This window comes from Robertmurraya siralis, from assembly GCF_005502275.1.
GTDB lineage: Bacteria > Bacillota > Bacilli > Bacillales > Cytobacillaceae > Robertmurraya > Robertmurraya siralis.
The window spans coordinates 83,992-101,814 of the sequence record NZ_SWLZ01000005.1 but is presented as its reverse complement, the minus strand read 5'-3'; the positions used below and the strand labels follow the sequence as shown (position 1 = coordinate 101,814).

Annotated in this window: 19 protein-coding genes; 1 reads left to right on the top strand and 18 read right to left on the bottom strand. The window is 40.6% G+C overall.

The genetic code is table 11. The annotated features are described in order from the left end of the window. Nucleotides 1-65: 65 nt before the first annotated feature. The 3 genes from FCJ93_RS09010 to FCJ93_RS09000 form a co-directional block, all read right to left on the bottom strand. Complete coding sequence (locus FCJ93_RS09010) at nucleotides 66-368, bottom strand: DUF4212 domain-containing protein (RefSeq protein ID WP_095312024.1); 303 nt, start codon at nucleotides 366-368, stop codon at nucleotides 66-68. 147 nt (nucleotides 369-515) lie between these two features. After that, nucleotides 516-695: a hypothetical protein gene (locus FCJ93_RS09005; protein WP_095312026.1), complete on the bottom strand. Its 180-nt coding sequence runs from the start codon at nucleotides 693-695 to the stop codon at nucleotides 516-518. A 266-nt stretch (nucleotides 696-961) separates the two neighbouring features. Continuing rightward, nucleotides 962-1,843: a M23 family metallopeptidase gene (locus FCJ93_RS09000; RefSeq protein ID WP_095312027.1), complete on the bottom strand. Its 882-nt coding sequence runs from the start codon at nucleotides 1,841-1,843 to the stop codon at nucleotides 962-964. 155 nt (nucleotides 1,844-1,998) lie between these two features. Here FCJ93_RS09000 and FCJ93_RS08995 point away from each other — a divergent pair, with 155 nt between their 5' ends. Next, nucleotides 1,999-2,409, top strand: a complete 411-nt coding sequence (locus FCJ93_RS08995; protein WP_095312250.1) for a VanZ family protein — start codon at nucleotides 1,999-2,001, stop codon at nucleotides 2,407-2,409. A 140-nt stretch (nucleotides 2,410-2,549) separates the two neighbouring features. On the opposite strand, the gene spoIID is transcribed toward FCJ93_RS08995, so the two are convergent. From spoIID to FCJ93_RS08920, 15 genes are all read right to left on the bottom strand, one after another. Beyond that, nucleotides 2,550-3,566: a stage II sporulation protein D gene (gene spoIID, locus FCJ93_RS08990; protein WP_095312029.1), complete on the bottom strand. Its 1,017-nt coding sequence runs from the start codon at nucleotides 3,564-3,566 to the stop codon at nucleotides 2,550-2,552. A gap of 327 nt (nucleotides 3,567-3,893) precedes the next feature. Further along, on the bottom strand, nucleotides 3,894-5,204 hold the full coding sequence (gene murA, locus FCJ93_RS08985) for a UDP-N-acetylglucosamine 1-carboxyvinyltransferase (protein ID WP_137743475.1): 1,311 nt from the start codon (nucleotides 5,202-5,204) through the stop codon (nucleotides 3,894-3,896). A gap of 32 nt (nucleotides 5,205-5,236) precedes the next feature. Then, entirely contained in the window at nucleotides 5,237-5,983 is a 747-nt protein-coding gene (locus FCJ93_RS08980; RefSeq protein WP_137743474.1) for a YwmB family TATA-box binding protein, read from the bottom strand. 558 nt (nucleotides 5,984-6,541) lie between these two features. Then, nucleotides 6,542-6,778, bottom strand: coding sequence for a DUF1146 family protein (locus FCJ93_RS08975; RefSeq protein ID WP_095312034.1), 237 nt, complete (start codon nucleotides 6,776-6,778; stop codon nucleotides 6,542-6,544). A 497-nt stretch (nucleotides 6,779-7,275) separates the two neighbouring features. Continuing rightward, nucleotides 7,276-8,796: an NADH-quinone oxidoreductase subunit NuoN gene (nuoN, locus tag FCJ93_RS08970; protein ID WP_095312036.1), complete on the bottom strand. Its 1,521-nt coding sequence runs from the start codon at nucleotides 8,794-8,796 to the stop codon at nucleotides 7,276-7,278. Nucleotides 8,797-8,800: 4 nt separating this feature from the next. Then, nucleotides 8,801-10,306, bottom strand: a complete 1,506-nt coding sequence (locus FCJ93_RS08965; protein ID WP_095312038.1) for an NADH-quinone oxidoreductase subunit M — start codon at nucleotides 10,304-10,306, stop codon at nucleotides 8,801-8,803. Then, complete coding sequence (nuoL, locus tag FCJ93_RS08960) at nucleotides 10,303-12,171, bottom strand: NADH-quinone oxidoreductase subunit L (RefSeq protein ID WP_137743473.1); 1,869 nt, start codon at nucleotides 12,169-12,171, stop codon at nucleotides 10,303-10,305. The genes FCJ93_RS08965 and nuoL overlap by 4 nt, the downstream gene beginning before the upstream one ends. Before the next feature lie 83 nt (nucleotides 12,172-12,254). Then, nucleotides 12,255-12,569 (bottom strand): NADH-quinone oxidoreductase subunit NuoK, encoded by a 315-nt coding sequence (gene nuoK / locus FCJ93_RS08955; RefSeq protein WP_095312042.1) that lies wholly within the window; start codon nucleotides 12,567-12,569, stop codon nucleotides 12,255-12,257. Beyond that, a complete protein-coding gene (locus tag FCJ93_RS08950; protein ID WP_095312044.1) occupies nucleotides 12,566-13,087 on the bottom strand; it encodes an NADH-quinone oxidoreductase subunit J in 522 nt (173 codons plus the stop codon). Before FCJ93_RS08950 ends, nuoK begins: the two co-directional genes overlap by 4 nt. Next, the gene (gene nuoI, locus FCJ93_RS08945) at nucleotides 13,084-13,503 is read right to left on the bottom strand and encodes an NADH-quinone oxidoreductase subunit NuoI (protein WP_019153948.1); all 420 of its coding nucleotides are present in this window, start codon (nucleotides 13,501-13,503) and stop codon (nucleotides 13,084-13,086) included. The genes FCJ93_RS08950 and nuoI overlap by 4 nt, the downstream gene beginning before the upstream one ends. Before the next feature lie 36 nt (nucleotides 13,504-13,539). Continuing rightward, nucleotides 13,540-14,550 (bottom strand): NADH-quinone oxidoreductase subunit NuoH, encoded by a 1,011-nt coding sequence (gene nuoH, locus FCJ93_RS08940; RefSeq protein ID WP_095312046.1) that lies wholly within the window; start codon nucleotides 14,548-14,550, stop codon nucleotides 13,540-13,542. Further along, on the bottom strand, nucleotides 14,550-15,650 hold the full coding sequence (locus FCJ93_RS08935) for an NADH-quinone oxidoreductase subunit D (RefSeq protein WP_095312048.1): 1,101 nt from the start codon (nucleotides 15,648-15,650) through the stop codon (nucleotides 14,550-14,552). Before FCJ93_RS08935 ends, nuoH begins: the two co-directional genes overlap by 1 nt. Before the next feature lie 2 nt (nucleotides 15,651-15,652). After that, nucleotides 15,653-16,795: an NADH-quinone oxidoreductase subunit C gene (locus FCJ93_RS08930; RefSeq protein WP_137743472.1), complete on the bottom strand. Its 1,143-nt coding sequence runs from the start codon at nucleotides 16,793-16,795 to the stop codon at nucleotides 15,653-15,655. 3 nt (nucleotides 16,796-16,798) lie between these two features. Then, nucleotides 16,799-17,275, bottom strand: coding sequence for a NuoB/complex I 20 kDa subunit family protein (locus FCJ93_RS08925; RefSeq protein ID WP_373315125.1), 477 nt, complete (start codon nucleotides 17,273-17,275; stop codon nucleotides 16,799-16,801). Between the two features lie 26 nt (nucleotides 17,276-17,301). Next, the gene (locus FCJ93_RS08920; protein ID WP_019153953.1) at nucleotides 17,302-17,676 is read right to left on the bottom strand and encodes an NADH-quinone oxidoreductase subunit A; all 375 of its coding nucleotides are present in this window, start codon (nucleotides 17,674-17,676) and stop codon (nucleotides 17,302-17,304) included. Nucleotides 17,677-17,823: the final 147 nt, after the last annotated feature.

Here is a 17,823-nt window from a genome sequence, read left to right as displayed (position 1 = left end):
CAATAGCACTATTCGCTGATTACTTATTTTATTTTCTTTTCTCACCATCTCAGAAAAAGATACTATTAATGCTCCAATGTTGTTCCTGAACTGATTTGCTCATTTTTGCTTTCATCAATGCCATATTTTTGATCAATTTTATCTCCAAGCTTGGCATTGACAAATAGCAAGATAATAAAGGTTAGGATTGCACCTTGAGCTCCCATATAATAATGAAGCGGGAAGCCCATAAACGTAATCGTACTCAATGGCTCAGCAAATAAGACCACACCATAAGAAACAATAAACCAAATAATAAAATAAATAATGATGTTACGATTTTTCTCTCGAAAATAGCGATCGGCAACAGCCTTATCGATTTTCTTCATTTTTCCACCTCCAAGATTGTCTTCTTTGTAAAAGTACTCCAAAATGACAGACCTCTCCCTTTTTTAGTCCCCCTTTGCTTTAATATTTATAATTCTTCAAAAGCATTTTAAAGCGCTTTCAAAGTAATTACTTTTTTGAAAATACCTTTAATTCAAGCTAAAAATGAACTTCAACGTTTCAATGAATGGTAAGGGAACTAGGGCTACTTGAATAATGAAATAGACGATGATGGATAGGAATGGGATAACTAAGAAGATGGTTTTTTTCTTACGTAGTGCGACTATTAAGCATATGGCTGTCAGTGCAATAAAAAAATAAAATGCCATCAAATTCCCCCTTTGTTTTGAAAATGCTTATTGTGGATATTAACTAAAAGTTCTGGATAAATTAAATATTAAGAAAATTTCGTAATATCATTATCTATTTAAATGAATTGAAGGTCAAGCAAAAACTTGTAAAAAAATGGTCAAATTTTTAAGCAGGTATTAAAAGGAGGTACTATTACGAAACACGAAATTTTTTGCTAGTGTAACTTGCCATTCTGCTAAAATGCAAAAAACCCGCCAAGGGCGGGTCAAAATGACAAATTGTCTTATGCATCAGAAGACTTTGTTGTTTCTGTCTCTTCATCATTCGAAGATGCACCATCTTCTTCTGCTTCATCTTCTGTTGAATCGTTGTTATCTTTTTCTTCGCCGTTGTCAGGATTAACGTCTTCTTCTTCAGAAGCACCTGTGGACTCATCAGCCTTTCCGCTGTCATCAACATTTTCTGTTAAGCTTGCTTCCTGTAGAGCACTTAATGGCTTATTGAAATAATCAAGCGGATTGACAGCTATTCCATCCTTGCGAATTTCGAAATGCAGATGGGTACCAGCTTCTTCGTTATATAAGCTTTTCCCAGCTTTAGCAAGTGTCTGTCCTTGGTCTACTTGGTCCCCAACCTTCACATCAATATCGGTTACAGATTGATATTGTGTTACAATACCTTTGTCATGCTCAATTTCGATTACGTTTCCTAATAAAGCATCTTCTGCAACATTTGTAACCTTACCACTTAATGCGGCTACAACATCAAACGATTCACCGTTTTCCATCGTAATGTCAATACCGGTATTCGGATGAAACGTATTATTATAGAACACCAATGCCGCTTCCTGTTTATCTTCCGAAGCATCGTAATCATAAAATTCTTTTTGAATGACTACAGAATCCGGATCCATAACAGGCATTGCAAAGTTTTCCATTGATCTGTTAACTTCCAAAGCAGGTTCATCATATTTGCTTGAAAGATCAGTTGCCTCGTAATCGATTTGATCATCTGTTGTATTATTGTTACTATTTTGGAACCAAAGAACCGCGGTTAGAATGATTGCAGCACTTGCAATATAAACGCTAGGGTAAACCCAACGCTTTTTCATGAAGCGCTTAATCTTTGAACCTTGAGAAGATTGTTTCTTTTCTTCCTCTCTCATTTATCATCACCTCAGCAATCATTCTGAACAGATCATGATAAATATATACATTTCGAAAAAAATTTTTTAATCTTATTTTTCGACAAAGAGTTTGGAATTATACAAAGAAATGAAAAAAAGTTTTAAAAAAAATCAAATCAAAGGGGAAATCTTTCTTGCAGAGCATCTTAAAATGGTTCATTCGTTTTTTACCTTTTATTTATATGATGATGATTTGGGTGATGTCGAGCATGCCAGCAAACGCTATTGTCGAGCTTCCCCACTCTTCGACCGATCGCTTTATAAAAGAATCGCTACACTTAGTAGAATTCGCGATTCTTTATTTACTATTGGTCGCTGCACTTCTAACAACGGGAAAGTTTTCGCTGCGCTGGAGCTTTATTTTTGCTGTCATCGCTTCTTTATACGGTTTGGTCGACGAGATACATCAATCCTTTGTCCCTGCTCGCTCAGCTACGGTAATTGATGTCGTTAAGGATGTTATTGGGGTCATTGTCGCTGCTTATTTTGTTCATCGTTCTTATCGTAAGCACAAGTTCGAACGAATACTGAAATATTTTTCATAAGCGGTCGTTTTCTTTTTATGGCCTTCGCAGAATTACTTCGTTTATTTTCGTAAAAAAAGGCAATAAAAGTTCGAATTGGACATATTCAGTTCCGGAAGACAAAACCGAGTACCCTTTTCGAGTACTCGGTTCTTGCTTCTTTATTTACTTGCCGTGATTTTCGACAACAATGTTTTCGTCGTGTCAATCGTTGCTCCACTGTAATAGTGTTCGACGATTTCCTTGTAGGTTTTCCCTGCCTTCGCCATTTCGTTGGCGCCAAACTGGCTCATTCCCACTCCATGTCCGAAGCCTTTTGTATTGATCACGATATTATCGCCTTTTCTCTCCCATGTAAAATCGGATGATTTCAACTCTAGTTTAACCCTGATATCCTTGCCTGTTAATATTTTTCCGTTAATGTCGACCTTGCCAACGCGATTTCCTTTTGTTTTCTCAATAATTTTCCCTACTTCGGAAGCATCTGTTAATTGAACACCTAGCTTTTTCTCAAAGTCGGCGACAGAAATAATCTTTTGCCCATTGAATTTCTCTGTATTTACGTCCCAGGGACTTTCCACACTTTTTAAATAAGGAAGCGGGCTGCTCCAATAATCTTCTGAGTTTTCTGTATAGCCATTGCTTGTGGAGAAAAAAGCAGCATAGATCGGTTTACCATCGTAGGTTAATACTTGACCACTCGTTGCTGCTACGGCCTCTTTAATTTTCTTCATTCTCCATTGGTAATCTTTATTCCACTCTTTTCTTAGTTCTTCATCACTTTTAAAAACTTGGTGATTCTCTGTATCTGTTACATCTGCTCCTTCAGGAACCCCTGATTTTTCACCACTCATTAAATGATAAAGGTAATAGGTTCTTGCCGTAAGAGCCTGGGCTTTTAAAGCCTCTAATTCAAAATCAGTCGGCATTTCTGCCGCCACTACACCTGCAATATAATCCTCTAGTGGGAGGTTTTCAATTTTTTCCTGGCCTACACGGTAGACAGCCACCTCAACAGCAGGCTGATCGGCAATTGCCTCTGTTTCTTTTAACGCTAGCTCTTCTCCTAATTTCCCTGTTGTTTTTTCCATAAAAGGGAGGACGAGTAAAGTAGGAATCATGAGGGTGACAGCAAATAATACAGCAGCTAGAACTACGATTGGTTTCATTTTTAACATTCTTCTTGAGCCTCCATATGTAAGTTTCGTTAGAGTAGAAGTACTCTCCTTTCATACATATGGGGGTGGACAAGCTAATATGTACAAATTTTTAAACCTTATAAAAATTAAGGGAAAATGCATAATTTTTTCAGTCATAAACCAAAATAGTCTATGTTGGTATTTAGAGCAAGGATCGCCTTCGGAACAACTCTCGCGAGAATGCTTTCCTTTGTGCTTCTGAAACTTGCGGAAAATCTCATTGGGGTTTTTCCGTTCATGGCCCAGACGTTAACTACGATAAAAAAACCGCAAAAATGGAATTCCATTTCACGGTTTTTGTTTTTATTATGCATTTAAGTCAGCAACAAACGCTTTCGGAAAGGATGGCGTTTCTTCCACTGCTGAAACTCGTTCAATATCGGCACCTAACGCAGCGAGCTTTTGATGGAAGTCAACGTACCCCCGATCAAGATGCTTTAATTCTGTCACTCGAGTCACACCGTCTGCCACTAATCCGGTCAAAATGAGAGCAGCAGCAGCACGGAGATCTGTGGCAGCTACTTCTGCACCTTGTAAATTACACGGTCCGTTTAAAATGACAGAACGACCCTCAATTTTAATATCGGCATTCATTCTGCGGAATTCCTCCACATGCATGAAGCGATTTTCAAATACGGTCTCTGTGATCATACTTGTTCCATTTGCATGTAATAGCAAAGCCATCATTTGTGATTGCATATCTGTTGGGAAGCCAGGATGCGGCATTGTCTTAATATCAACTGCCTTAAGCTTCTCAGGGCCAATAACCCTTAGGCCGTCTGCTTCCTCTTCAAACATAACACCCATCTCTTCCATTTTTGCAATAAGAGATGTTAAATGTTCTGGAACTGCACCTCTCACTAATACATCTCCTCCCGTAATAGCCGCTGCAACCATAAATGTTCCAGCTTCAATCCGATCAGGAATAATTGTGTGATCAGCACCAAATAGAACGTCAACACCTTCAATGCGAATCGTTCCAGTTCCAGCGCCACGTACTTTTGCACCCATTTTATTCAAGAAGTTAGCTAAATCAACAATTTCCGGTTCTTTGGCAACATTCTCGATGATCGTAGTACCTTGTGCTAAAGTAGCAGCCATCATAATATTTTCTGTAGCACCAACACTTGGAAAGTCCAAGTAAATCTTGGCACCTTGTAATCGGCCATTTGATTCTGCTTCAATAAAGCCATTTCCCACTTTGACCGTTGCACCCATCGCTTCGAAGCCTTTTAAATGCTGGTCAATTGGTCTCGATCCAATCGCACAACCGCCAGGAAGTGCCACACGAGCACGGCCATTTCTTGCAAGTAATGAGCCCATTACTAGAACTGAAGCACGCATTTTACGAACATATTCAAATGGTGCCTCGACTTTTAACTCTCTAGATGCATCGACAGTGACTTCATTATTTTTAAACGTCACATCGGCGTTTAAATAGCGTAATACCTCATTGATCGTGTATACATCGGAGAGAGTTGGCACATCACGAATTACGCTTTTTCCGTCACTTGCTAATAATGATGCGGCAATAACTGGCAAAACTGCATTCTTTGCTCCTTCAACTTTAACAGAACCGCTTAGCCTTCTACCGCCGCGGACGATGATTTTTTCCAAGTGTATTCCCCTCCGCGTCCAATTTCTCTATATTAATATTCAATCGTTATGATTGGTGTGCCAACTACAAGGGTAGTCTTTGCGCCCAATCCTGTAGTTCGGATTCCAAGTTGTAAATTCATATCCTGATTATTCGTTGTTAACCCATTGGTAAATTTTGGTGAATAAGCAGATGTCGAGATAAAATCTGTTTCATTTAATGATTCAATTTCTGTTGCCTCAAACTTGTCAAGTAGTCGATTTACAGTAAAAGGCAAAGACGTATTTATCTTATCATTGAAATCACCTTTTACACAAGTGAAAATTGTGGGTTTTTCTCGAAATATGTCAGATAAGAGTGCATTAAGGTCCTCTTTTATAAATTGCTCTGTTTTTCGCGTAAAATTCTTGCCTTGGATTTCATAAATAATGTAAGTTTGTGGGTTTTGATCTGTGAGGGTAGATAAAATCTGAATGCTCTCTTCCATTGTTTGATTCGATGTTTTGCTCGCTTTTGATTCCCATTTTTCAGAATCAGAATTAGTCTCCCATGCCCAATCTGGAAAGACGTTCTTGAGGTGTCGAACAAGATCCTGAATATCCTCTGGGCTGTTTGCCGTTATTTTTTCTCTTGCATGTAAAGACCATTCATTAATATCTATATTCTCACCCTTTAAAACTGTCACTATTGATAAAAGGTCGTGCATATTTTTGGTATTTGCGAATTTTTCCCCAGCTTGAACAAAAGTAACTCCTATGATTACCACTACAACAATAAACGCCATCCAATTTCTCTTCATCTTTTAATTCCTCCCCTTAGTACCATTGTTACCAAGAAGAGAATAAGCATACTGAAGAGTTATCGTCACTTTTTGACAAATATGCAAGCTTTTAAAAAATGACGTATTGATTATGTTCCAACGAAGGTTGTTTCTTTTTTCATTCACCTGAATCGATTTCATAATATACAACCGGTCTTTAAAAAACGAACAATATTGAGTTTAAAGTCATTTATATCCGCATAATACGAATTAAATATCTGTAATAGTTCATTCATGTTCGTTTTTTAACTTGAAGTGCGCAAGTATGAAATTGACTCACCTAAGTATCACAGGATGGCTTAATATGTTTAATTTATCACACAAGGAGAATTGTATCGAATAATCCCATAAATAAAAAAGGCAGGATGACCTATCTTTTGTAAGATTATTTCCCCATTTATCCAAGCTTAAAGCCCTGTTTTGAAAAATATTTTCCAAATAGGCAGTCTTCTGTCGTGTTTTTTCGAAAAAAGGTTTCCATGATTTGTGTTCGATTTGCCTTGTCTAAAATTGCTCAAGTATGAACATTTTTTTACATTACTGAAAAATCATTGGCAACTGCTGGGACCACAATAGGTAATCCAGGAAAAAATTGCTTACGCTAGAACCAATAATAATAGACAATAATATAAATAATACTCGTGCTTGAAAAACATGGTTTGCTCGCAAAAATTTATCAAAATTTAAGCTCTGCAAAGCCCACCAAGCTAATGCAATAAAACAGAGATGTGAAATAATACTGATCAGTGCTTGGTGCCCAAATCCTGAAGTCATGGACTACTCCCCCTTCTTTATCAAGCTAGCATACATCGTTCACATTCGCAAACGTACCCTTCTATTTGACGTTTATGTTACAAAAAGGTTTCAGTTATTTTTATTTTTTACAAAATTTATTTTCGATCCTATTTTTACTGTTGTCCTCATATAGGAGGCAAGTTTTGTCGACATTTGGCGTAGGATACTCTCAGCCCTTCTTTCCTCGGTCTGAATGTGTGCTTCAACCAAAGACCTTCAGCTCTTCTTTCCTCTGATCGAATACCCGCTCTAAAAGGCCGTGGGCACTCCAACTAACGCTGTCTGAGTGAGTATCAGAACTTAATTGCTTTTTTGTTGACTCACTTTTTCCTCTCAATTGACTCTTACATTAGGCAGCACGACAGCTGCTAACGTTATCAACATGAAAAGAAGGGGCCCCCTTCCCCTTCTTTTCGCGTTCTATTATATAAATCCCCTTGTTCATTTTCTGATTCCCCCAAATCAGAAAATACCCGTTATTGAAAACCACCGAAGTTGGTGTGGAAGAAATCAAGCGCCGTATTTGGAAAAAGTCCAAATGCAATCGTTGCGAGGACACATATTCCAATTGCTACACCAATACCGACTGGTATTTTCTTTTTTTCCACTTCCCCATCTACCGGAGATGGTCTAAAGAACATTTGCGTTAAAATGCCAAAATAGTAGAAGTAAGAAACGACCGTTGTGGCAATCATTAGTGCTGCCAGAATATAGTGTGCTGGTTCTGATATTAACGCTCCCATGAAAATGTTTAATTTTCCGATAAACCCTGCGGTTCCCGGAATGCCTGCCAGTGAAAGGATAAATACTCCCATTGCGACAGCGAGCCATGGTGTACGTTTGTACATTCCTGCAAATTGGGCAATATCCTCGTTGTCGTTATTTGCTGTCATTAATTGAATCACAGCAAAGGCTCCTACGTTCATGAAGAGGTATGCTCCTAAGTAGAACCAGATGCTCTCGAACATAAAAACCGACATCGAAGTGACAGCGACTAATAAATAACCGGCGTGGGCAATACTTGAATAAGCAAACAGCCGTTTAATATTGCGCTGACGCAAAGCAATAACATTTCCAACAACCATCGTGACTCCTGCTAGAACAGCAATGAAATCTTGCAGCTTGAACAGCAACGGAGTAACTGAATCAACACCAGTAGCTCCAGCCTGCGTATTGGAAAACACGATGACAACCATTCGAATTAAAATGACAAATCCTGCTGTTTTTGACACAACACTTAAGAAAGCTGTAACAGGAGTTGCCGCCCCTTGGTAAACGTCCGGTGCCCACATATGAAACGGAGCTGTGGCCAGCTTAAAGGATAAACCAACTAGTAGCATGAAAAAAGCAATCCCCATTAAATAGCTGTATTGAGAATTATTCAATTGCGGTAGAACGTTTGTCATTTCCGCTAAATTCGTCGTTCCGGTAATCCCGTAAAGATAGCTCATTCCAAAAAGAGTAACGGCTGTGGCAATACTTCCATTAATGATATATTTCATCGCTGATTCATTTGATGGCAGATGCTTCTTCCGAATTCCCGCTAAAATATAGGAAGAAAGGGAAAGAAGCTCTAGACCAACAAACAACGTAATTAAATCACCACTTGAGGACATGATCATCGTACCGAGCAAACCGGCCAATAATAGGTAGTAGAATTCCCCTTTAAACTCTTCCATTCCTTCTTTTGGTCTATAGCCTATCGCAAGGAGCATAATTAGAGCCGCTCCGATGAGCAAAAGAAGCTTGAATACCTTCGCAAATGCGTCTAGCTTAAATGTATCGTATAAAATGGTGACCGTATCTACGGCAAATAAATTCATTAACGCTGCAAGTGCTGCAAGTATACCAGCAAAACCGACCCAGCCAAGAATCCTTCTATCAAAACGCTTCGGTGCGAAAAGGTCTACTATCGATAAAATGGTCGCAACTCCCAAGATGATAAATTCCGGAGCCATCGCGCCCCATTGATATGATAAAAGCGTATCTAGATCCATCTCATCAACCCCCTAACCCAAGCATGATAGTTTCAAGTGTGGAATGGAGCGGATCGCTTAGTACACTTGGGTAAACACCAATCAAGACAATTAGCGCCAACAGCGCAACAACTGGAATAAATTCAACTGACTTTAAATCAGACACTGCTATAAAATCACGATTGGCTCTTCCATAGGTCATGCCAAGGACAGCTCGGAGTAAATAAACTGCCGTCATAATAATCCCTATACAGCCAATGGCAGCGAGAATTGGCATTTCCTCGAACAGTCCGAGAAAGGCCATAAATTCACTAACAAAACCCGACATTCCCGGCAAACCTAACGACGCCATAGCACCGGCTAACAAAAAGCCTGCAGCCAGTGGCATTCCTTTCGCCATCCCACCAAGGTTTGCAATCGTCGATGTGTGGAATCGTTCGTAAAAGACCCCTACTAAGAAGAAAAGAAGGGCGGAGATCAATCCGTGTGAGACAACTTGGAAAATGGCTCCTTGAATTCCTGCTTCATTGAGAGCACCTAAACCAATCAGTACGATCCCCATATGGGATATAGACGAGTAAGCAAGAACCATTTTAAAATCGCTTTGCTTAAAGGCAAGAAATGCCCCGTATAAAAGGTTCACGACTCCCAGTACGGCAAGTAGTACGGCGATAGATTTAAACTGCTCCGGGAAAATTCCCATTCCGAAACGAATCAAACCGAAGGCGCCAATTTTTAATAAAATTCCTGAGTGAAGCATCACGATCGCTGGCGGTGCCTGAACGTGAACCCGCAGCATCCATGTATGCAACGGAAAAATTGGCAGCTTTACACCAAAAGCAATAAGAAGGGCAATTAGCAAGCCAAATTTCAACGTCTCAGAAAACGGCGCAACAGTATTTGCATTCTCTACGGCCATCAGCTGTGCCAGCGCATCAATATTTGCTGTTCCTGTTCTTGCAAACAGAACCATGATCACGATTAAAAGGATGGCCGACCCTAAGCCGTTATAGATTAAATAACTATAGGCTGCTTTTTCCTTTTCGAAATAACCCCATTTTCCAATCAGGAAAAACATCGGGATCATCGTAATTTCAAAAAAGATGAAGAAAAGAATAAGGTTTTGAGCAGCAAATACTCCAAGCATCCCGACCTCCAATAAAAGGAATAACATGAAGTAGCCTTTCCATTCTTTTTTAATATGAATGGAGGCAATGGCGGCGAGTGTAGAAATAACTGCCGTTAAGACGATTAGTACTAAGGAAAAACCATTTAAGCCTAATTCATAGTCAATTTTAAATAAGTCAAAGGCCTCATAATCCCCAAAGCGAATCCATTCGATTTGAATATCGTATTTCTTTAAATGATCGCTCCCTCCAATAAAGGCGACAAGCGCTAGCACAAGAGCAGGGAGGGTTGCTAAAAAACCGACTGCTTTAATCGCTACTTCTTGTGTTTTTGGCATAAGAGCAAGAACAGCTATTCCTAAAAGAGGGGAAAACACTAGGATAGAAAGAAAATATTCGTTCATTTTAAGTACCCCCCTGTTAAAGCAAAAATCACAATCAGGACAGCCAATCCAACAAAGGCCACTGTTCCATATGCTTGTACCTGGCCATTTTGAATTTTAGAGCCAATGATGCCAAGCCCATGAACGATTCCAGCCACCAGCTTCACTAATCCTTCGACAATGAATGTTTCAATGAAGCTAAGAACCGCTGTGAAGCCTTTTGTTGCTTTCACTACGGTTAATTGATAAAACTCATCGATATAGTACTTGTTATACAGCACATTGTACGTAAGCGGCATTCTTACCGTCAGCCAGTCTCTTTGAATTGATTTTTTACCATAGATGAGCCATGCTAAATAAATTCCAAGTAGAGACACCACTGTTGCCACAATCATAATCCATGCTGGACCTTCAATATGACCATGCCCCAATGCGTCATTATCAGCAACAAGCCAGTCTCCGAGGAAGGTACCAAACCATGGGGTATTTACATAACCCGCTACAATCGCTAAAATTCCAAGAACGATCATCGGGAACGTCATGACAGATGGTGACTCGTGGACTTCTTTCTGCTTGCCGCGAGCATCCCCGGTAAAGACCATAAAGAATAACCGGAACATGTAGAACGCGGTAAAAAACGCAGCAATGACAGCTAGCCAAAACAAAAATGTATTCCCATGAACCCAGGTTGAAATTAAAATTTCATCCTTACTGAAGAAACCGGAGAATAACGGAACCCCGCTAATCGCCAGCGTTCCAATTAAGAATAACGGCCCCGTGAGCTTCAGTTTTTTCCAAAGACCGCCCATTTCCTCTATATTTTGCGTGTGTACTGCATGAATGACACTACCAGCAGCCAAGAACAGCAATGCTTTAAAAAAGGCATGTGTCATTAAATGAAAGACACCCGCAACATAGCCTGCCGATCCTAAGGCCAGCATCATATAGCCAAGCTGACTGACAGTGGAGTAAGCGAGTACTCTTTTAATATCCTTTTGCACTAAACCGATACTGGCAGCAAAAATAGCAGTGAACGCCCCGATGATGGCAATCGTCATTAGTGCAGCCTCACTTGCTGCAAAGAGCGGGAATAATGCTGCTACTAAATAAACACCAGCGGCAACCATTGTCGCAGCATGGATTAAAGCAGAAACTGGCGTTGGACCTTCCATTGCGTCAGGTAGCCAAGTGTGCAACGGAAATTGACCCGATTTTCCCACCGCCCCAACAAAAATCAATATGGCGGTAAGGGTGATCATTCCTGCTGAAATTGCGCCTTCATCTACTGCTTGGAAAATCTCATCATATTCAAAGCTTCCAACTTGCCAGAATAATAGAATCATCCCGATCAGCAAGCCGACATCACCGATGCGCGTCATGATAAAAGCTTTTTTGGCAGCAGCCTTTGCCTCCTCTTTATAAAAATAAAATCCAATTAAGAGGAAAGAACCTGCTCCCACTAACTCCCAGAAAATATAAGTTTGCAATAAATTTGGGGATACAACCAGCCCCAACATCGCAAATGTAAACAGCCCTAAATAGGCATAAAAAATGTGAAACCGCCCATCTCCATGCATGTAGCCTTTTGAATAAGTATGTACGAGAAAGCTAACAAGCGATACGATGACGAGCATTAACGCATTTAATTGATTGACTTCAAAACCCGCTGTTAATTGAACATCCCCTATTGTAAGCCATGTCACTTCGGCTTTATAAGTCGGGTGGTTGAAGCGCTCAAACAACACCACCAAAGAGTAGACCAAAGATGCAAGTGTGAGCACCATTCCGATGTACGCACTATTTTCCTTTAGTCTCCTCCCAAATAGAAGAAGGAACAAAAATGATAAAAGCGGGAAAAGCGGTATGATCCATGCATTCTCCATCAATATCACAATCCCCTTTTTAGAACGCGTTTGTTCTCACGCGTTTGATTGAGGCCCGCATTTTAAGCGGGTCGTGTAACAGATTATTAGTTTTTCATTGTGTCCATTTCATCGATATTGACTGTTTTACGATTGCGGTAAAGGGCGATTAAGATCGCGAGACCAACGGCGGCTTCCGCCGCTGCAACTGCAATGGTAAATAACGCAAAAACTTGCCCAGTTATCGATGGAATCATGCCAAATTTACTAAATGCAACGAGATTAATGTTGACTGCGTTAAGCATGAGTTCAATTGAAATTAACACGATGACTGTATTTCGCTTCGTTAGTGCACCGTATAGTCCGATACAGAATAGCACTAATGCGAGCGTCAGGTAGGCAGAAATGGGAACTCCACTCATTCCTTTTTCGCCTCCTCTTCATCATCTTTTTTGGCCAAAATAATCGCCCCGATCAGCGCTACTAAAAGCACAACAGACGTTAACTCAAATGGAATAATAAACTTCGTATACAGCGCTATCCCGATTTGTTCTGTATTATTTTCATGAAGGTTCGCGGCTGGCGAATTGAAGTCTAGATTGTAAATTCCAATATAGACAGCAAAAGCAAATCCAAGCACGCCCAAAAAGAGCAGCACTTTTCTCAGCCTTCCTCCCTTCACTTCGCTTGTGTCGTTATGGCGTGTCAGCATAATGCCAAATAACATAATAATCGTAATCGCGCCAGAATAGATGAGAATTTGTACAACCGCTACAAATTCCGCTGACAGCATGACGTAAATTCCCGCAAGGCTGACAAATGTAAAGACAAGGGCGACGACCATATGCACAACCTTTGATAAATTGAGTAACAGGACGCCTCCCATAACCGCTACAATGGCTAGAATAAGGAACGCTAATAATTCACCTGAAAATGTCATGCTTTATTCACCTTCCGAACATTCTCATCATTTTCGTCCAACCATTCAAGATTTTTAAAAAGATCATCGCGGCTATACTCAGCTAGTTCAAAATTATTGGTCATGACGATTGCTTCCGTCGGACAGACTTCCGTACATAAGTCGCAGAGAATACAAATTTCAAAATTAATATCATACGTATCGATAATTTTACCCTTTTTCGTCGGGTCTGGATGCTTTTTTCCAGTTAATTGAATACAATCAGTCGGGCAAATATTGGCACATTGATTGCAGACAATACATTTTTCCGGATAAAATTTCTGAATTCCACGAAACCGATCTGGCAGAGGAATTGGTTTTTTCGGATAATCGTAGGTTGGCTTTTCTTTTGTTAAGTTTTTCAGGGTATACTTTAAACCTTTCGCTAATCCAAGCATGTTTTTTCACCCCTTGTGATAAAAGTGATGTATCCTTTAAAAAAGGCTGAGAAGCTCTTTAATAATCGCCGTTAAAAAGATGTTCGCAAGCGCCACTGGTAAAAGCACCTTCCAACCAAATTCCATTAGTTGATCCGCTTTAATCCGCGGGAACGTACTGCGGAACCAAAGCAACATAAACACCACTAGGCTGAACTTTAATGCAAACCATACCGCTCCTGGAATAAAGTCTAGGAATGAGAAGATTGGCAACCAACCACCTAAAAATAGCACAGTTGTCAATGAGGCCATCGCAAACATATAGACATATTCTGCAAGCATGAAAAAGGCCCAGCGAAATCCTGAATACTCAACAAAGTATCCGGCTATAAGCTCATTTTCCGCCTCTGGAAGGTCAAAAGGAATCCGATTCAGCTCCGCCACTGATGCGATAAAAAACACTAAAAACCCAATAGGCTGAATGAGAATGTACCAAACGTTTTCTTGTGCCGCCACTATTTCATTCAAATTCATGCTTCCAGTTAATAGGATAACGCCAAGCACAGACATAACGAGCGGAATTTCATAAGAAATCATCTGTGCGGCTGCACGCATTCCCCCAAGCAAGGCGTATTTATTATTCGATGACCAACCAGCCATGACAACTCCTATCGTGGTCAACCCTGAGATGGCTATATAATAGAGAAGTCCCACACCAATATCGGCAAATTGCAATTTGTCCGTAAATGGAATCGTTGCAATAACGACAAAGGATGGAGCAAAGGCTATCACTGGAGCTAAAATAAATAGCGGTCTGTCAGCTAATTTTGGAATCGTGTCTTCTTTTAATAGAAGCTTTAAGACATCAGCCACGGTTTGCAGCAGTCCCCAAGGCCCTCCTACCTGATTCGGCCCATACCGAAGCTGCATAAATCCCATTACTTTACGTTCTGCCAAAATGGCATATGTAACAAATCCTAATATGACAAGTAGCAAAACTAAGGCAAGGATAAAAAAGATTCCAAAGTTTAAAATCCCTGGCTGTGAGTGCAATAAATCCTGAACCATTAGCCGTCCACCTCCCCTAGGATAATATCAACAGCTCCTAGAATGGCAATCAAATTGGAGATGCTTTCTCCTTCCAAAAGCTTCGGGAGAATTTGCAGATTGTAGAAAGATGGTCTTCTAAATTTTAAGCGGTACGGCTCCTTCTTGCCGTCGCTTGCGATGTAACAGCCAATTTCACCACGTGGAGATTCAATTCTAACGAATGCTTCTCCTTTTGGTGCCTTAATGATTTTTGGCACTTTTGCGATCACAGGACCTTCTTCTGGAAATTGTTCCACGCACTGCTCTAATATTTTCAAAGACTCTTCAATTTCAGCAAATCGAACATGATAACGAGAAAGAACGTCGCCCTCTTCTCTTGTTGGGACATCGAAATCGAACCGGTCGTAAATGGAGTATGGCTCATTTTTGCGAAGATCCCACTTCATTCCTGTACAACGTAGATTTGGGCCGCTTAATGAATAATTTAGAGCGTCCTCTTTCGAATACTTGCCAATTCCTTTTACACGGTTAAGAAAGATTTCGTTTCCTGTCACGAGATCATGATAGCCTTTTACTTGCTCTCGCATATGAGGGATAAAATCTCGAACTTTATCTACCCATCCTTCAGGGGCGTCCCATTTTACGCCGCCTACACGCATATAGTTAAAGGTTAAACGGGCGCCGGAAAGTTCATTTAGAAGGTTCAAAATCATTTCTCTCTCACGAAATGCATACAGAAGCGGACTTGTAGCACCTAAATCAAGGACAAATGTTCCCCACCAAAGTAAGTGGCTGGATACACGCCCTAGTTCCATTGCCATCACACGAAGATATTCTGCCCGTTCAGGAACTTCAATTCCCATCATCGTTTCCACCGCATGACAGATGACATAATTATTGGTCATCGCAGAAACATAATCCATCCGGTCCGTATAAGGAATAATTTGTGTATATTGAAGGTCTTCTGCCAGCTTCTCCGTTCCACGATGAAGATAGCCGATAACCGGTTTTGCTTCCTTAATGGTTTCTCCATCAATCTTTAAAATCAACCGAAATACACCGTGTGTACTAGGATGCTGAGGCCCTACATTCAAGAGCATTTCTTCTGTTCTAAGCATGTTCACACCTCCACATCATACGGCTCATAATCTTTTCTTAGTGGATGACCTACCCAATCTTCACCAAGCATAATGCGGTGCAAATTCGGATGATTTAAGAACTTAATCCCTAATAAATCATACGCTTCACATTCAGGCCAGTTTGCCCCAGCCCAAAGGGGGCATAGAGATTCAATCGTCGGTTCATCCCGGTCAAGCTTCACTTTTACAGCCACTGATTGACTGTTTTTATAAGAATATAAGTGGACATACACTTCCATATGGGTCTCGTAATCGACACCATGCAATTCTGATAAGTAATCAAAGCCTAATTGTTCGTTATATTTAAGAAATTGGACCACTTTATAATAAGTCTCCCGTTTCGCAACAAGGGTTGGAACGTCCTTGGAGAGCCTATTAATATAAGAATCTTCCAAAACATCGTTGCCAAGATGCTCTTCTATAACTTTCACATATTTATCAAGATAAGGTTGATTGACTGAAGGCTTTACCTCTGCAACAGGCGCTTCGGCTCCTTTGCTCCCAGCTTTTGCTTTTGCGGCGGCAATAGCCTTCGCCTTTGCATCATCGCTCGCTTCTCCACCTTCTTGTTTCGCCTTTGCCGCGGCTTTTGCTTTCGCGGCTGCTGCAGCCTTCGCTTTTGCGGCTGCGATTGCCTTCGCTTTTGCATCATCTCCGACGGCTTCTGGACTTTCCTGTTTCGCTCTGGCGGCCTTTGCCTTGGCTGCTGCGGCGGCTTTTGCCTTCGCCGCTGCGGCTGCTTTCTTCTTCGCTAAGTCTTCATCTTCTCGATCCTCTGACTCTGACCCTGCCTGTTGTTCCTCTGCCTTCTTCTTTGCCAATGCCGCCGCCTTTGCCTTCGCCGCTGCGGCTGCTTTCTTCTTCGCTAGGTCTTCATCTTCTCGATCCTCTGATTCTGACCCTGCCTGTTGTTCCTCTGCCTTTTTCTTTGCCAATGCCGCTGCCTTTGCCTTCGCCGCTGCGGCTGCTTTCTTTTTCGCTAGGTCTTCATCCTCCGCTGGGGCTACTGCTTCCGACACTTCTGTTTCTTGCTGTTCTCTTGCTTTCTTCTTTGCCAGTGCCGCTGCCTTTGCTTTCTCAGCAGCTTCTTTTTTTAACTGTTCTAAATCTTTCTCTCCGCTCATCGATTAGATCACCTTCTTCCCGGTCTTCGCCTCGTAACGGATTTTCTCTTTTAATTTATTAATTCCATAAATTAGGGCTGCAGGATTCGGTGGGCATCCTGGAATATAGACATCCACTGGAACGATTTGGTCAACCCCTTTAACTACTGAATAGGACTTTACATAAGGACCCCCTGCTGTTGCACAAGAACCCATGGCAATTACCCATTTCGGTTCAGCCATTTGATCGTAAAGGCGTCTTACAATTGGTGCCATTTTTTTTGTTACTGTTCCAGAAACAATCATGACATCCGATTGACGCGGTGAGTTGCGATAAAAGGTTCCATAGCGATCTAAATCATAATGAGCACTACTTGAAGCCATCATTTCGATGGCACAACAAGCAAGCCCGAATGTCATTGGCCACAATGAATTACTCCGAGCCCAGCCTTTTATTTGTTCAAGTGATGCCATTAAAACCGATCGCTTTACCTCTTCCATTTCTTCTGGTGAAATATTCTCTAGTCTTAAATCCATTTTAGCACCTTCTTCTTCCATGCATAGACAAGTCCGATAAGTAGCATAAATACGAAAATAAGCATTTCTATTAAAGCAAAAATCCCAAGCTTTTCATAGGCAACTGCCCATGGGTACAAAAAGACCGTTTCCACATCAAAAATGACGAATAACAGGGCAAAAATATAGTAACGAACATTAAATTGAATGAGCGAGTCATTAAATGGATCGTTACCGCTTTCGTATGTGGTATATTTTGCATCCGAAGGAACACTTGGACGTAAAAGTTTCGCTAAAAATAGCGCCACCACTGGTAATAATACCCCGAGACATAGAAACACCACTACAATCAGATAGTTATTCTGATATAAGTTTAAAAGTTCCATACCCCTTCCCCTCCAAAGTAGTATAACTTTTCAAAACTTTATAACTTGTAACCGAATTCATTATAACATTGTTACAAACTTGTGTCGATAAAGCCTAGACACTTTTAAAATGACATTCTTCCATTTTTTTGATAGTAAATATTTTCC

Bases quoted from the DNA above. Each gene is read 5' to 3' on its own strand.
- FCJ93_RS09010 (WP_095312024.1), bottom strand. From the start codon at position 368: ATGAAGAAAATCGATAAGGCTGTTGCCGATCGCTATTTTCGAGAGAAA.
- FCJ93_RS09005 (WP_095312026.1), bottom strand. From the start codon at position 695: ATGGCATTTTATTTTTTTATTGCACTGACAGCCATATGCTTAATAGTC.
- FCJ93_RS09000 (WP_095312027.1), bottom strand. From the start codon at position 1,843: ATGAGAGAGGAAGAAAAGAAACAATCTTCTCAAGGTTCAAAGATTAAG.
- spoIID (WP_095312029.1), bottom strand. From the start codon at position 3,566: ATGTTAAAAATGAAACCAATCGTAGTTCTAGCTGCTGTATTATTTGCT.
- FCJ93_RS08980 (WP_137743474.1), bottom strand. From the start codon at position 5,983: ATGAAGAGAAATTGGATGGCGTTTATTGTTGTAGTGGTAATCATAGGA.
- FCJ93_RS08975 (WP_095312034.1), bottom strand. From the start codon at position 6,778: ATGACTTCAGGATTTGGGCACCAAGCACTGATCAGTATTATTTCACAT.
- nuoN (WP_095312036.1), bottom strand. From the start codon at position 8,796: ATGGATCTAGATACGCTTTTATCATATCAATGGGGCGCGATGGCTCCG.
- FCJ93_RS08965 (WP_095312038.1), bottom strand. From the start codon at position 10,306: ATGAACGAATATTTTCTTTCTATCCTAGTGTTTTCCCCTCTTTTAGGA.
- nuoK (WP_095312042.1), bottom strand. From the start codon at position 12,569: ATGAGTGGAGTTCCCATTTCTGCCTACCTGACGCTCGCATTAGTGCTA.
- FCJ93_RS08950 (WP_095312044.1), bottom strand. From the start codon at position 13,087: ATGACATTTTCAGGTGAATTATTAGCGTTCCTTATTCTAGCCATTGTA.
- nuoI (WP_019153948.1), bottom strand. From the start codon at position 13,503: ATGCTTGGATTAGCGAAAGGTTTAAAGTATACCCTGAAAAACTTAACA.
- nuoH (WP_095312046.1), bottom strand. From the start codon at position 14,550: ATGGTTCAGGATTTATTGCACTCACAGCCAGGGATTTTAAACTTTGGA.
- FCJ93_RS08935 (WP_095312048.1), bottom strand. From the start codon at position 15,650: ATGCTTAGAACAGAAGAAATGCTCTTGAATGTAGGGCCTCAGCATCCT.
- FCJ93_RS08930 (WP_137743472.1), bottom strand. From the start codon at position 16,795: ATGAGCGGAGAGAAAGATTTAGAACAGTTAAAAAAAGAAGCTGCTGAG.
- FCJ93_RS08925 (WP_373315125.1), bottom strand. From the start codon at position 17,275: ATGGAAGAGGTAAAGCGATCGGTTTTAATGGCATCACTTGAACAAATA.
- FCJ93_RS08920 (WP_019153953.1), bottom strand. From the start codon at position 17,676: ATGGAACTTTTAAACTTATATCAGAATAACTATCTGATTGTAGTGGTG.